At 68.5% G+C, this 14,139-nt stretch carries 11 protein-coding genes; 7 read left to right on the top strand and 4 right to left on the bottom strand.

The features are described from left to right. Positions 1-2: 2 nt before the first annotated feature. Both ABU113_RS06650 and ABU113_RS06645 read right to left on the bottom strand, forming a co-directional pair. On the bottom strand, positions 3-2,513 hold the full coding sequence (locus tag ABU113_RS06650) for an ABC transporter permease (protein ID WP_454558716.1): 2,511 nt from the start codon (positions 2,511-2,513) through the stop codon (positions 3-5). Continuing rightward, positions 2,510-3,235 carry an ABC transporter ATP-binding protein gene (locus ABU113_RS06645; protein ID WP_454558715.1) on the bottom strand — a complete coding sequence of 242 codons (726 nt, stop codon included), beginning with the start codon at positions 3,233-3,235 and terminating at the stop codon, positions 2,510-2,512. Before ABU113_RS06645 ends, ABU113_RS06650 begins: the two co-directional genes overlap by 4 nt. Positions 3,236-3,281: 46 nt before the next feature. On the opposite strand from ABU113_RS06645, the gene ABU113_RS06640 reads away from it, so the two are divergent. Further along, positions 3,282-3,935 carry an arylesterase gene (locus tag ABU113_RS06640; protein ID WP_454558714.1) on the top strand — a complete coding sequence of 218 codons (654 nt, stop codon included), beginning with the start codon at positions 3,282-3,284 and terminating at the stop codon, positions 3,933-3,935. Positions 3,936-3,953: 18 nt separating this feature from the next. Beyond that, positions 3,954-4,520, top strand: coding sequence for an RNA 2',3'-cyclic phosphodiesterase (gene thpR, locus ABU113_RS06635; RefSeq protein WP_454558713.1), 567 nt, complete (start codon positions 3,954-3,956; stop codon positions 4,518-4,520). Between the two features lie 40 nt (positions 4,521-4,560). Here thpR and ABU113_RS06630 read toward each other — a convergent pair whose 3' ends face one another. Then, positions 4,561-5,331: an SDR family NAD(P)-dependent oxidoreductase gene (locus ABU113_RS06630; RefSeq protein ID WP_454558712.1), complete on the bottom strand. Its 771-nt coding sequence runs from the start codon at positions 5,329-5,331 to the stop codon at positions 4,561-4,563. A gap of 212 nt (positions 5,332-5,543) precedes the next feature. Here ABU113_RS06630 and ABU113_RS06625 point away from each other — a divergent pair, with 212 nt between their 5' ends. The 3 genes from ABU113_RS06625 to ABU113_RS06615 all read left to right on the top strand — a co-directional run bounded on the left by ABU113_RS06625 (position 5,544) and on the right by ABU113_RS06615 (position 8,999). After that, positions 5,544-5,996, top strand: coding sequence for a c-type cytochrome (locus ABU113_RS06625; RefSeq protein WP_454558711.1), 453 nt, complete (start codon positions 5,544-5,546; stop codon positions 5,994-5,996). A 256-nt stretch (positions 5,997-6,252) separates the two neighbouring features. Then, positions 6,253-8,499, top strand: a complete 2,247-nt coding sequence (gene katG, locus ABU113_RS06620; RefSeq protein ID WP_454558710.1) for a catalase/peroxidase HPI — start codon at positions 6,253-6,255, stop codon at positions 8,497-8,499. 92 nt (positions 8,500-8,591) lie between these two features. Further along, the gene (locus ABU113_RS06615; RefSeq protein ID WP_454558709.1) at positions 8,592-8,999 is read left to right on the top strand and encodes a c-type cytochrome; all 408 of its coding nucleotides are present in this window, start codon (positions 8,592-8,594) and stop codon (positions 8,997-8,999) included. A 36-nt stretch (positions 9,000-9,035) separates the two neighbouring features. On the opposite strand, the gene ABU113_RS06610 is transcribed toward ABU113_RS06615, so the two are convergent. Continuing rightward, positions 9,036-9,692 (bottom strand): TetR/AcrR family transcriptional regulator, encoded by a 657-nt coding sequence (locus tag ABU113_RS06610; RefSeq protein WP_454558708.1) that lies wholly within the window; start codon positions 9,690-9,692, stop codon positions 9,036-9,038. A 132-nt stretch (positions 9,693-9,824) separates the two neighbouring features. Between ABU113_RS06610 and ABU113_RS06605 the strand changes: the two genes are divergently transcribed. Beyond that, a complete protein-coding gene (locus ABU113_RS06605) occupies positions 9,825-10,967 on the top strand; it encodes an efflux RND transporter periplasmic adaptor subunit (RefSeq protein ID WP_454558707.1) in 1,143 nt (380 codons plus the stop codon). Positions 10,968-10,976: 9 nt separating this feature from the next. Next, on the top strand, positions 10,977-14,120 hold the full coding sequence (locus tag ABU113_RS06600) for an efflux RND transporter permease subunit (protein WP_454558826.1): 3,144 nt from the start codon (positions 10,977-10,979) through the stop codon (positions 14,118-14,120). Positions 14,121-14,139 lie beyond the last annotated feature (19 nt).

The following is a 14,139-nucleotide window of genomic DNA, read 5'->3' as shown; positions in this document are numbered from 1 at the left end:
GCTCAGGCGGCGCGCAGCACCTGATTGGGCCTGACACCCAGCACGCTCCAGGTGCCCGCCAGGCCGATGATCAGGGTGAACACGGCACCGGCGATCACCGTCAGCACCGGCGGCAGCACCGCCCACTGCCAGCCCAGCTCCAGCACGCGGGTGACCACGAACCAGCCGCCAGTGAGCCCGAGACCTAGCGCCACGACGCCGGTCACCAGCCCGAGCACGGCATACTCCAGCGCCAGACTGGCGAGAATCTGCGGCCGCGTCGCCCCCAGCAGCTTGAGCAGCACCGAGTCATAGGTCTTGGCCTGACGGCCGGCGGCGATGGCACCGATCAGCACCAGCACACCGGCGACGATGGTCACCGAGCCCATGGCGCGCACGGCGACCGAAATCTGCCCCAGCAGCGCGCCGACCTGCACCAGCGTCTCCTTCATCCGCACGATCGACACCGTGGGGTAGCGCTCGCTGACCAGCCGGAACACCGCTGGCTCGGCGTCGCCCTCAGCCTCGACAGTCGCCATATAGGTGTGCGGCGCCTGCTCCAGCGTACCAGGCGCGAACAGCATGGCGAAGTTGAAGCCCAGCGATTCCCAGTCGACCCGCCGCAGGTTGGCGATGCGGGCGGTGACGTCGACACCCAGCACCGACACGGACACGGTGTCGCCAACGCCAATGCCGAGCCCGCGCGCCACTTCCTCGTCGAGCGAGATCAGCGGCGGTCCGGCATAATCGCGCGGCCACCAGGCGCCGCTGGTGACGACATTGCCCTCCGGCACCTCGGCGGTATAGGTCAACCCGCGATCGCCACGCAGGATCCACGCCACCTCAGGCGCCGGCTTGAGCTGCTCCGCCGGCACGCCGTTCACATGGGTCACCGGCCCGCGCAGGCTGGGCACCGTCTCGACGGCGCCCACCCCCGGTACCGCCGCCACCGTCCGGCGGAACGCCGCCACCTGGTCCGGCGCGATGTCGAGCAGGAAGAACGCCGGCGCGGTGTCGGGCAGCGTGCGGCGGATCTGCGCTGTCATGTTGGCCTCGATCACCGCCAGCGTCGCGAACAGCGACAGCCCGAGGCCGAGCCCCATCACCACCTGCGCCGTTGCCGCGCCCGGCCGGTGCAGGTTGGCGATGGCGAGCCGGGTGACCGGGTGGCGCGGGCGCGGCAGCCGGGCGGCCAGACGGGCGACAAGCCAGCCGACACCGCGCAACGCCAGCAGCACCGCGCCGGCGGCCGCGACGAAACCCGCCGCCAGCAGCGGCTGCGCCGCGCCCCAGACCGCCAGGCCGACGACGATCGCCACCGCCAGCGTCTGCACCGCCAGCGCGGCCAGCGGCATGCGCGGGCGGTCTTCCACCGCATCCCGGAACAGCCGGGCCGCCGGCACGGCGCGCGCACGCATCAGCGGCCCCAGCGCGAACACCAGCGCCACCAGCGCGCCGCTCACCGCCGCGCTGAACAGCGGCCAGAAAAACAGCCCCGTGGCGGGCGCCGCCGGCAGCTGCTCGGCCAGCAGCCGGCCGCCGACGGCCGGCACCAGCGCACCAAGCATCAGACCGAACAGGATGGCGACACCGCCCACCATCGCCAGTTCAAGCAGATAGACGCGGAAGATCAGCCCCGACGACGCGCCGAGGCTCTTCCAGGTGGCGATCGCCGCGCTCTTGCGGGCAAGATAGGCCGAGACGCCGTTGCCGACACCGACGCCCGCCACCATCAGCGCGGTCAGGCCGACCAGGGTCAGGAACTGGCCGAGCTGGTCGACGAAGCGTTCAAGCCCCGGTGCTGCCCGGGTGCGGTTGCGCGCCTGCCAGCCGGCCTCGGGGAAGCGGCTGTTGAGCCCGGCTTCCGCTGCCGCCGGGTCGACCGTCGCCGGCATCTTGATGCGGTAGTGGTAGCGGATCAGGCTGCCCGGCTGCACCAGCCCGGTGGAGACGAAATCGTCCATCGCGATCAGCACCGAGGGCCCCAGCGCGAAGCCCTCGCTCGCCCGGTCCGGCTCGTCGGCGATCAGGCCGCGCACCGTGAAGCGGCCCTCGCCAATCTGCACCGTATCGCCGACCTTGAGCCCCAGCCGACGCGCCAGCAGCGGATCGATGACCGCGCCGGCCGACCGGATCGCCGGTTGCAGGGCGCGGGCGTCGGTCAATCCGAAACGGCCATAGAGGGGATAGGCCGCATCCACCGCCTTCAGCTCGACCAGTTGCGCGCCCCCGGTGACCGGGTTGCGCGCCATCGCCCGCAGGCGCGCGGTCTCCGATACCTCACCGAGACGCCCGAACGCCTGCTGTTCGGCGGGCGTGGCGGTGCGCTGGGTCAGGCGCAGCTCCAGGTCACCGCCCAGCAGCGACTGGCCCTTGTCGGCGAGCCCGGCGACAATACTCGCCGACAGACTGCCGACGCCGGCGATGGCGGCGACGCCCAGCATTAGGCAGATGAACAGCAGACGCAGGCCGGCAAGCCCGCCGCGCAGGTCGCGCACCGCCCAGCGCAGGCCCAGAAAACGGGTGCCGCTCACTCGGCGGCTTTCAGGACACTGGCGGGCAACTGGGCCGCCGGATGATCGGCGACGATCAGCCCGTCGCGCATCTCGACGACGCGGGCACAGCGGCGGGCGAGGTCGCGGTCGTGGGTGATCAGCACCAGCGTCATGCCGGCGCTTGCGTGCAGGGCGAACATCAGCTCGATGATCGCCTCGCCGGTGGCGCCGTCGAGGTTGCCGGTGGGTTCGTCGGCGAACAGGATGGCCGGCCGCGTCGCCACCGCGCGCGCCAGCGCCACCCGCTGCTGCTCGCCGCCGGAAAGCTGGGCCGGATAGTGGTCGAGCCGGTGCCCTAGGCCCACCGCTTCGAGCTGGCGGGCCGCCTGACCGAAGGCGTCGGCCGCGCCGGCCAGTTCTAGCGGGGCGGCGACATTCTCCAGCGCCGTCATCGTCGGGATGAGGTGGAAGGCCTGCAGCACGATGCCGATGCGCCCGCGCCGGGCGCGCGCCAGCGCGTCTTCGTTCAGCGCCGAGAAGTCCTGCCCGTCGACCAGCACCGAGCCGCTGCTCGCCTGCTCAAGGCCGGCCATGATCGCCATCAGCGAAGACTTGCCGGAGCCCGACGGCCCCAGGATCGCCACCGTCTCGGCCGCGCCGACGCTCAGATCGACGCCTTTGAGGATGTCCACCCTCCCCGCGCCGCTCGTCAGGCTCAGCCGGACGGACTGCAACTTGATGACCGGCGCCAAAGTGCCCATTGTTTCAGGCCTGTGCTGGAATTGATGCGATTGCGAAGGTGTAACCATGACCCGGGGATATGGTGTGTTCAAGCGGATGTTCAATCCACTCGTCCTGAGCCTGGCAGTGCTGGTCGCAACCATCAGCCTGCCAGCCGTGGCCGCGGAAAAGCTGATTCTCGCCTTCGGTGACAGCCTGACCGCCGGTTATGGCCTGGGCCCCGGCGAAGGCGTCGTGCCCCGGCTGGAGGCGAAACTGCGCGCCGACGGGCTCAAGGTACGGGTTCACAACGCTGGCGTCTCGGGCGACACCACCACCGGCGGCAGGGCGCGACTGGCCTGGGTGCTGGCGTCGCTGAAGACCAAACCCGACCTGGTGATTCTTGAACTCGGCGCCAACGACGCGCTGCGCGGCATCGACCCGAAGCTGACCCGCGCCAACCTCGACGCCATGCTGGGCGACCTGAAGCGGCGCAAGATCCGCGTACTGCTGGCGGGCATGATGGCGCCGCGCAACCTGGGCCAGGACTATGCCCGGGCGTTCGATCCCATCTATCCCACCCTCGCCAAGGCCCATGGCGTGGCGCTCTATCCGTTCTTTCTCGATGGCGTCGCCGCCAACCCGAAACTCAACCAGGCCGACGGCATGCACCCCAACGCCCAGGGCGTGCGGGTGATTGTCGACAGACTGGCGCCGGCGGTGAAACAGGCGCTACGCTAGCGCCACGCGTACCCACTCGTGCGCCCCGACCACCTGGATTTCGCCGCCATGCGCCTGTTCGTCGCCCTCGATCCGCCGGAAGACATCAAGCAGCGGCTGCTGCTGGCCCAAGGCGGTGTCTCCGGTGCCCGCTGGCAAAGCGCCGACCAGTTGCACCTGACGCTGCGCTTCCTCGGCGAGCTGGACCGCCACCAGGCCGCCGACGCGGCGGCCGCGCTGGCGGGCGTCCACCACCCGCGTTTCAGCCTGTCGCTCGCCGGCGCGGGCGTGTTCGGCAAGCCCACCCGGCCGGAGGCGCTGTGGATCGGCGTCACCCCGGAGGCGGCGGTGAAGGCGCTGCACAACAAGGTCGATCAGGCACTCGCCCGCGTTGGCATCGCGCCGGAGACGCGCCAGTTCAAGCCGCACATCACCATCGCCCGCCTGAATGGCCGCACCGGCCCGCTGGGCGGCTTCATGACCGACCAGGGCGGCATCAGCGGTCCCCCCTTCCCGGTGGACGACTTCTGCCTCTACGAAAGCACGCTCAGCCGCGACGGCGCGGTCTACACCATCCTCGAACGCTACCCGCTGGGCAGCGCCTGAGAGTGATGACAGCAATGCCGGCGCCAACCGCCGGCCGGGCTCAGATCGCGGTGTGGCCGCCGTCCACCACCACTTCCGAGCCGGTCATGTAGCCGGCATCGTCGGAGGCGAGGAAGCGCACCACCTTGGCGATGTCGTCCGGGTTGGCGAGCCGGCCCAGCGGATGAGTGGCGACCACGCCGGCACGCGCCGCCTCCACCGACTCCACCAGCCCCTGCTCGACGGCACGCGCGTAGATGCGATCCATCATCGCGGTATCGACGCCACCGGGATGGACGGAGTTGACGCGGATCTTGTGGCCCAGCACGCCGAACTCGGCCGCCGTCGCCTTGGTGAACAGCCGCACCGCGCCCTTGCTCATGCAGTAGGCGCTGAACAGCGGCGCGCCGACCAGACCGGCCACCGAGGACACGTTGATGATCGAGCCGCCGAACGGCGTCGTCGCGGCGCTCGCGCGCATCAGCGGCAGTGCCGCCTTGACGCCCAGGAACACGCCATCGACGTTGACCGCCGTCACCCGCCGCCAGTCCTCCAGGCTCGTCGTCTCCACCGGCGCCGAATGGACGATGCCGGCATTGTTCACCAGCACGTCGAGCCGGCCGAATTCGCGCTCGACGGTCGCCAGCACCCCGGCCCACTGTTCGGGCGAGGTCACGTCATGGGCGAGGAAGCGTCCGACCGGCGCCTGCGCCGGTACGATGTCGGTGGTCACCACCTGGGCGCCGGCGGCCTCCAGCGTGCCCGCGATGGCAAGCCCGATGCCGTTGGCAGCCCCCGTCACCAGCGCCACCCGCCCCGTCAGATTGCCCATGATCCTGTCCTCTTCCTGCCTGCTGTGTCGGTCGTTGATCCGGCGACACCCTTGACCAGCCCGACGCAAAGCACCAGCTATGGGAAATCCGAGGGCGGTGCCAATCCACGCTCAGATGAGCGCGCCCAACGTGGTGGTCCGTATCGCCGCCATCGCCAGTCGACACGGCGGCATGACCACCGCAAGACAGTTCCCCATCCGAAGCCGCAGCCATGCCAGTACCCCGGAACGACACGTCAGTTAGCCCCCGCGCGGCACGAGCACGCAGCGCCAGCGCCAACGCGATCCACATTGTCGCGGCGCTGCTGTTGTCCCTATACCCGCTGCCGGGCACCGCTGCGCGTGCCGACGGACCATCGGCGGAAGAAGCCGGCCAGCGCCTGTTCATCCGTTGCGCCGCCTGCCATGCAACAAGCGCCGACTCGCGTCCGATGGCGGGGCCTCATCTCGCGTCGATCGTTGATCGTCCTGTCGCGTCGATCGAGGGCTTCACCTACACTGACGCCTTGCGCCACCAGAGCTTCATCTGGAACGAGAAACAACTGGACCGGCTGCTCCACCGACCGCAGTCGATCGCACCTGGCCTCTGCCTGCCCTTCACCGGCATGGCAAGGCCGGAAGATCGCGCCGCGCTGATCGCCTATCTCAAGAATCCCGGCTTGTGACACCGGCCTCCGTCGGGCGATCATCCCGCGGCCCGGCCAAGACCATAGCCGCCGCCGTAACGATCGCGGATACTTGATTGCGGGCCCGCCTCAGTATCGCAAAGTATCCGGTGTTTTCAGGGTACTATTGTGCAGTCGCACAAGCATTCATCGCCGAATTCGATCACACTGATGAATACAATGCGTTTCCTTCATATTTGCCGTCTGCCGTATCGTGCGCCCCGCCTGCAAATACACACATCCACGGGAGGGCATGATGCTCAACAAATCAGTTTCCCTGCTCGCCATTGTCGCGGTGACCATGACCACGATGACGGTGACACCGGCGCTTGCCAGTAAAAAGCCACCTGTCGTTCAAGGCGACTCCGCCGGCAAACCCATGTCCAATCAGGACTGGTGGCCGGAACGCCTCGACCTTCGCCCGCTGCGTCAGCACGCGACAGAATCCGATCCGATGGGCGGCAATTTCAACTATGCCGAAGAGTTCAAGAAGCTCGATCTCGCCGCGCTGAAGGCGGACATCAAGGCATTGATGACGACGTCGCAGGACTGGTGGCCGGCGGACTATGGTCATTATGGCCCGTTCTTCATCCGCATGGCCTGGCACAGCGCCGGCACCTATCGCATTTTCGATGGTCGTGGCGGTGCCGATGGCGGCCAGCAGCGTTTCGAACCGCTGAATTCGTGGCCCGACAACGTCAGTCTCGACAAGGCCCGCCGCCTGCTGTGGCCGATCAAGCAGAAATATGGCCGTCAGATCAGTTGGGCCGACCTGATGGTGCTCACCGGCAACGTGGCGCTGGAGTCGATGGGCTTCAAGACATTCGGCTTCGCCGGCGGACGCGTCGACGAGTGGGAAGCCGACATGGTCTACTGGGGGCCGGAGAATAAGTGGCTCGCCGACCAGCGCTACCATGGCGAACGCAAGCTGGAAAAGCCGCTGGCCGCCGTGCAGATGGGCCTGATCTACGTGAACCCGGAAGGCCCGAACGGCAATCCGGACCCGATTGCCGCCGCCAAGGACATCCGCGACACCTTCGGTCGCATGGCGATGAACGACGAGGAAACCGTGGCGCTGATCGCTGGCGGCCACACCTTCGGCAAGGCGCACGGCGCCCACAAGCCCGACGAATGCCTGGGTGCCGATCCGGCGGGGGCCAGTGTCGAGCAGCAGGGCCTTGGCTGGGCGAACAAATGCGGCAAGGGCCACTCGGAAGACACCATCACCAGTGGGCTGGAAGGTGCCTGGTCGGCGAACCCGATCGCGTGGACGACGCAGTATCTCGACAACCTGTTTGCTTTTGACTGGGTGCAGACGAAGAGCCCGGCCGGCGCCGTCCAGTGGGTGCCGAGCAATGCCGACGCCGCCCGCTTCGTGCCGGACGCCCACGTGGCCGGCAAGATGCACACGCCGATCATGTTCACCACCGACCTGTCGCTCAAAATGGACCCGGCCTACCGCAAGATCGCCGAGCGCTTCCGCGAAAATCCGGATGCCTATGCCGATGCCTTCGCCCGTGCCTGGTTCAAGCTGACCCACCGCGACATGGGGCCCAAGGCCCGCTATCTCGGCGCCGAAGCGCCAAAGGTGGACTTGATCTGGCAGGATCCGATCCCGGCCGTCGATCACCCGCTGATCGACGCGGCGGACACCGCTCAGCTCAAGGCGAAGATTCTCGCCACCGGGCTGACCGTGCCGGAACTGGTGCGCACCGCCTGGGCGGCGGCCGCGAGCTACCGCGACACCGACCGCCGCGGCGGTGCCAATGGCGGCCGCCTGCGGCTTGACCCGCAAAAGAACTGGGCCGTCAACAATCCAGCCGAGATTGCCAGGGTCTTGAAGCAGCTGGAAGCGGTGCAGAAGGACTTCAACCGCGCCCAGAAGGGCGGCAAGAAGGTCTCGCTGGCGGACCTGATCGTGCTCGGCGGCGCCGCCGGCATCGAGCAGGCAGCGAAGCTGGCCGGCCACGACATCAAGGTGCCATTCACCCCGGGGCGCATGGATGCCAGCCCGGCACAGACCGATGTTGCGTCCTTCGCGGTTTTGGAACCCACTGCTGACGGCTTCCGCAACTACCATGGTCCCGACAGCCGGCTGTCGCCCGCCGAAGCCCTGGTCGACAAGGCGGATACGCTGTCGCTGACCGTGCCGGAAATGACCGTGCTGGTGGGTGGCATGCGCGCCCTCAACGCCAACACCGGCGGCGCGACGCACGGCGTATTCACCAGCCGGCCGGGCCAGCTCACCAACGACTTCTTCGTCAACCTGCTCGACATGTCGACCAAGTGGTCGAAATCGACCAAGACGGCCGGTCTGTACGAGGGGTATGACCGCAAGAATGGCCAGCTCAAGTGGACGGCGACCCCGGTCGACCTGGTGTTCGGCTCCCACTCCGAACTGCGGGCGGTATCGGAGGTCTATGCCGCCAATGATGCCAAGGACAAGTTCGTTCAGGACTTCGTGGCCGCCTGGACCAAGGTCATGGAGCTTGACCGCCGGTAGTATCCCGACGGTCGGCGATGGAGACGGCGGCATCACGGGATGCCGCCGTTTCTCAATCATCGCATGCCCAAACATGAGTTGGAGTAACGCCCATGTCGAGTAGCGTCACCCCGGCGCTGGTCCGGATCGCCCCTCCCCTGCTTGCCGCGGCCATCGCCTTGACCACCATGCCCGCCCGCGCCGACACGGCGGCGGCTCCGCCGCCGGCCACACGCCCGGCGGCCTTCACCCAGTGCCTCGCCTGCCATACCATCGAGACCGGCCGCAACGGCTTCGGCCCCAGCCTCGCCGGTGTCGCCGGCCGCAAGGCCGCCTCAGTGCCCGGTTATGCTTACAGCGATGCATTGAAAAAGTCGGGCCTGACCTGGGACGCCGCGACGCTCGACCGCTGGCTGACATCGCCGCAGAAACTGGTTCCCGGCACCCGGATGCCGTTCATGGGCATCGCCGACGCCGCCCGGCGGCAGGAGGTCGTGACCTATCTGCTGACGCTGGAATAGCCGCGCGGTCCCTCGCGCACCGCCACCATCTGACGCTCAGCCGCTGACCGCCGCTTCCTGGCGCGTCCGCAATGCGGCCACCGACTCGCTGTCGAGCGCATGGCGGACCAGACAGCCGGCCAGCTGGGCCAGCTTCTCCTTGTCCAGCTCGGGGTGCAGGATCGCCCGCACGGCGATGCCCTCGATGATGATCGCCATCATCTCGGTGCGCAGCAGCACGTCGTCGTCGCTCCAGTCCGGCCGGCGCAGGCGGGCCACCGTGTCGAGCAGGCGCTGGCGTTCCTCGGCATCCGTCAGCCGCACCATGCGCGCCACTTCCTCGTTGCGCGCCGTCTCCGCCACCGTTTCCACCATCAGTACCGCGTGCTTGCTGCCGGCGAACGCCCGCACCGCGTCGATGATCAGGTTGCTCAGGCCGCCCAGCAGATCGTCGCTATGCTCCAGCGCGTCGAACAAACCGCTGAACTCGTCGCGGTCGCGCTTGGCAAGGCCGGCGATGATCGCCGCCTTGTTCTCGAAGTAGCGATAGATCTGGCCGACACTCAGGCCCGCCTGCTTGGCGATCTCGGCCATGCTGGCGCCATGGAAACCGGCGCGCAGCGCGCAGGCCTCCGCCGCCTCCAGAATCTGCGCCCGCCGGCTGTCCGCCAGCGACTGTCGTCGAATCACGGCCTCACTGTTCTGTTCGTTCATACGTCCTCCCCGGGTCCAGCAGTTGACACGAAACCGGGCCGGGATTAAGTTCCAAACATGAGAATGAACGTTCATTTTCGATTTGTCCAGATATTCGGGCGGTCCGTCGCACCGCCGCATTTCGAGGTTCCCATGGCTGCCCCCCGCCCCGCCCCGCCCGCCGTTCTCACCCTGCTGGCTGCCGCCGGCCTGCTGGCCGCCTGCCAGTCGGACGCGCCCCAGGGCGGCAACGGAGGGCCGACCCCGGTCGGCGTGGTGACGCTGGCGCCCCAGCCGGTCGACCTCACCAGCGAGATGAGCGGCCGGGTGACCGCCTATGAAGTGTCGGAGGTGCGGCCGCAGATCGGCGGCATCGTCACTGCTAGGCTATTCACCGAGGGCGCGCTGGTGCGCCAGGGCCAGCCGCTCTACCAGATCGACCCCGCGCCCTATCAGGCGCAGCTCGACAGTGCGCGCGCCGGCCTCGCCCAGGCCCGGGCGACACTCGGCGCCGCCAAACTCAAGGCCGAGCGTTACCGCGAGCTGGTGACCACCAACGCCGTCAGCCGGCAGGACAATGACGATGCCCAGGCGGCCTATCAGCAGGCGCTGGCCAATGTCGCCGCCCAGCAGGCCGCCGTCCGCCAGGCCGAGATCAACCTCGGCTACACCCGGGTGATGGCGCCGATCTCCGGGCGCATCGGCAAATCGACGGTGACCGCCGGCGCGCTGGTCACCGCCGGCCAGGCCGACGCGCTGGCGACCATCCACCGGCTGGACCCCGTCTATGTCGACATCACCCAGTCGGCGGCCGATCTGCTGCGCCTGCGCAAGGCAATGAACGGGAGCACGGCATGGCGCGACCGGACGGCCGACGTCGCGCTGACGCTGGAGGACGGCTCGGCCTACCCCGGCAAGGGCACGCTGAAGTTCAGCGAGGTCGCGGTCGATCCGGCCATGGGCTCGGTGACGCTGCGCGCCCAGTTCGCCAACCCCGACGGGCTGCTGCTGCCGGGCATGTATGTGCGCGCGACACTGCCGCGGCAGCACCTCGACGACGCCCTGCTGGTGCCCCAGGCCGCCGTCAGCCGCGACGCCCAGGGCCATGCCACCACGCTGGTGGTGGGGCCGAACAACAAGGCCGAGTTGCGGCCGATCCAGGTCGGCCAGGCGGTCGGCAGCCGCTGGCTGGTGTCCGGCGGTCTCAAGGCCGGCGACGCGGTGATCGTCGACGGCCTGCAGCAGTTGCGCCCCGGCATGCCGGTGAAACCGACGCTGGTTACCTCGAAGGGCTGATCCATCATGTTGTCGCGGTTTTTCATCGACAGACCCATCTTCGCCTGGGTCATCGCGCTGGTCATCATGCTGGCCGGCGGTCTTGCCGTCTTCTCGCTGCCGGTGGCGCAATATCCCAATATCGCGCTGCCGCAGGTGACGGTTTCGGCCAATTACCCCGGCGCCTCCGCCCAGACCATGGAGGACGCCGTCACCCAGATCATCGAGCAGAAGATGAAGGGTCTCGACGGCCTGCTGTACATGAGCGCCACCAGCGACTCGAGCGGTTCGGCCCAGGTGACGCTGACCTTCAAGGCCGGCACCGACCCCGACATCGCCCAGGTGCAGGTGCAGAACAAGCTGCAGAGCGCCACGCCGCTGCTGCCGCAGGAAGTGCAGCAGCAGGGCGTCACCGTCACCAAGTCGGCGCGCAACTTCATCATGGTGGTGGCGCTGTATTCCAAGGACGGCCGCTATTCCGGCAAGGACATGGGCGATTATCTCGCCGCCCACATCCAGGACCCGATCAGCCGCCTCGACGGCGTCGGCGACGTGCAGCTGTTCGATGCCCAGTACGCCATGCGCATCTGGCTCGACCCGGACAAGCTCGCCGCCCGCGACCTGACGCCCGCTGACGTCGTCACCGCCTTGAAGGCGCAGAACACCCAGGTGTCGGCCGGCCAGCTCGGCGGCACGCCGGCGCTGCCCGGCACGGCGATCAGCGCCACCATCTCGGTGCAGTCGCGCCTGCAGACGCCCGAGCAGTTCCGCGCCATCGTGGTCAAATCCGCCAGCGACGGCGCCACTGTGCGGCTGGGCGATATCGCCCGTGTCGAGCTGGGTTCGGAGAATTACGGCAGCGTCGCCCGCTACAACGGCAAGCCCGCCGCCGGCATGGCGATCAAGCTGGCCACCGGCGCCAACGCGCTGGACACCGCCGAGGCCATCAAGGCGACAATGGAGAAGATGTCGGCCTCGTTCCCCGAGGGTGTCTCCTACGTCATCCCGCACGACTCGACGCCGTTCGTGCAGCGCTCCATCGACGATGTGATCAAGACGCTGGTCGAGGCCATCGTGCTGGTGTTCCTGGTGATGTTCCTGTTCCTGCAGAACTGGCGCGCCACGCTGATCCCCACCATCGCCGTGCCGGTGGTGCTGCTGGGCACCTTCGGCATCCTGGCCGCCGCCGGCTTCATCATCAACACGCTGACCATGCTGGCGCTGGTGCTGGCCATCGGCCTGCTGGTCGACGATGCCATCGTCGTCGTCGAGAATGTCGAGCGGGTGATGACCACCGAGCGGCTGTCGCCGCGCGAGGCGACCCGCAAGTCGATGGACGAAATCAGCGGCGCGCTGATCGGCATCGCGCTGGTGCTGTCCGCGGTGTTCGTGCCGATGGCCTTCTTCGGCGGCTCTCAGGGCGTGATCTACCGCCAGTTCTCCATCACCATCGTCGCCGCCATGCTGCTGTCGGTGGTGGTGGCGCTGGTGCTGACGCCGGCGCTGTGCGCCACCCTGCTCAAGCCCAACGGGCACGATCCGCACGCCGCGCGGGGCTTCTTCGGCTGGTTCAACCGCGGCTTCGACCGCACCGCCGCGCGCTACGAATCCGGCGTGCAGCGGCTGCTCGGCCGTGGCCGGCGCGGGCTGATCGCCTTCGCCCTGCTGTTGCTGGCGGTGCCGGTGCTGTTCGCCCGTCTGCCCGGCGCCTTCCTGCCCGAGGAAGACCAGGGCATGATGCTGACGCTGGTGCAGCTGCCGGCCGGCGCCACCCAGGAACGCACGCTGGCCGTGCTCGACAAGGTGCAGCAGTATTACATGACCCGCGAGAAGGACGTCGTGCAGTCGGCCTTCACGGTCGCAGGCTTCAGCTTCGCGGGCGCCGGCCAGAACGCCGGCATGGTGTTCGTGCGGCTGCGTCCGTTCGACGAGCGCACCAGCAGCGACCTCAAGGTCTCCGCCCTCGCCGGGCGGGCCATGGGCGCTTTCTCGCAGATCCGCGAGGCGATGGTGGTGCCGATCGTCCCGCCGGCGGTGCAGGAACTCGGCAACGCCTCGGGCTTCGACCTGCAGCTGCGCGACGAGGCGGGCCTTGGCCACGAAGCGCTAATGAACGCCCGCAACCAGCTGCTCGGCATGGCGGCCCAGGACCCGCGTCTGGCCGGCGTGCGCCCCAACGGCCTTGATGACGCCGCGCAGTTCAAGATCGACATCGACCCGGCCAAGGTCGGTGCCATGGGGCTGACCATGAGCGACATCAACACCACCTTGAGCACCGCGCTGGGTGGCGCCTATGTCAACGACTTCCTCGATCGCGGTCGAGTGAAGAAGGTCTATATCCAGGGCGAGGCCTCGGCGCGGATGCAGCCGCAGGACCTGGAGAAGTGGTTCGTCCGCAACGACCAGGGCGACATGGTGCCGTTCTCCGCCTTCGCCACCGGCCGCTGGACCTTCGGCTCGCCGCGCCTGGAGCGCTACAACGGCCTGCCGTCGGTGAACATCCAGGGTGCGGCGGCACCGGGCTACAGCAGCGGCGACGCCATGGCGGCGATGGAGGAGCTGGCGGCGCGGCTGCCAGCCGGCATCGGCTATGAATGGACCGGCATCTCGCAACAGGAACGCGAGGCCGGCGCCCAGGCGCCCGCGCTCTACGCGCTGTCGGTGATCGTGGTGTTCCTGCTGCTGGCGGCCCTCTACGAGAGCTGGACGATCCCGATGGCGGTGATCCTGTCGATCCCGCTCGGCGTGCTCGGTGCGCTGGCGGCGACCTCGCTGCGTGGCCTGTCCAACGACATCTACTTCCAGGTCGGCCTGCTGACCACCATGGGCCTGACCGCCAAGAACGGCATCCTGATCGTCGAGTTCGCCCGCGACCTGCAGGCCAAGGGCGCCGGACTGATCGAGGCGACGCTGCAGGCGGTGCGCCTGCGGCTGCGGCCGATCATCATGACCTCGCTGGCCTTCGTGTTCGGCGTCATGCCGCTGGCGGTCTCGACAGGCGCCGGCTCGGGCAGCCACAACGCCATCGGCACCGCCGTGGTCGGTGGCATGGTCGGCGCCACAGTGCTGGCGCTCATCTTCGTGCCGCTGCTCTACGTGGTGGTGCAGCGCGTCAGCCAGCGCTGGCGCAAGGCCGATACCGCCCTGACCGCGCCGGCACCGGAGGCGCAGTGATGACCCGCACAGAGAAAAT

The organism is Parapedomonas caeni, from assembly GCF_041060555.1.
In the GTDB taxonomy this organism is placed as follows: Bacteria; Pseudomonadota; Alphaproteobacteria; order Sphingomonadales; family Sphingomonadaceae; genus CAUJIW01.
Note: the sequence above shows the minus strand (reverse complement) of the source record. Positions and strands in the feature narration are given on the sequence as shown.

Excerpts from the sequence above, each read along its gene's own strand:
- ABU113_RS06605 (WP_454558707.1), top strand. The coding sequence starts at position 9,825 with ATGGCTGCCCCCCGCCCCGCCCCGCCCGCCGTTCTCACCCTGCTGGCT.
- ABU113_RS06630 (WP_454558712.1), bottom strand. The coding sequence starts at position 5,331 with ATGGGCAATCTGACGGGGCGGGTGGCGCTGGTGACGGGGGCTGCCAAC.
- ABU113_RS06610 (WP_454558708.1), bottom strand. The coding sequence starts at position 9,692 with ATGAACGAACAGAACAGTGAGGCCGTGATTCGACGACAGTCGCTGGCG.
- ABU113_RS06640 (WP_454558714.1), top strand. The coding sequence starts at position 3,282 with ATGACCCGGGGATATGGTGTGTTCAAGCGGATGTTCAATCCACTCGTC.
- ABU113_RS06645 (WP_454558715.1), bottom strand. The coding sequence starts at position 3,235 with ATGGGCACTTTGGCGCCGGTCATCAAGTTGCAGTCCGTCCGGCTGAGC.
- katG (WP_454558710.1), top strand. The coding sequence starts at position 6,253 with ATGCTCAACAAATCAGTTTCCCTGCTCGCCATTGTCGCGGTGACCATG.
- ABU113_RS06615 (WP_454558709.1), top strand. The coding sequence starts at position 8,592 with ATGTCGAGTAGCGTCACCCCGGCGCTGGTCCGGATCGCCCCTCCCCTG.
- ABU113_RS06625 (WP_454558711.1), top strand. The coding sequence starts at position 5,544 with ATGCCAGTACCCCGGAACGACACGTCAGTTAGCCCCCGCGCGGCACGA.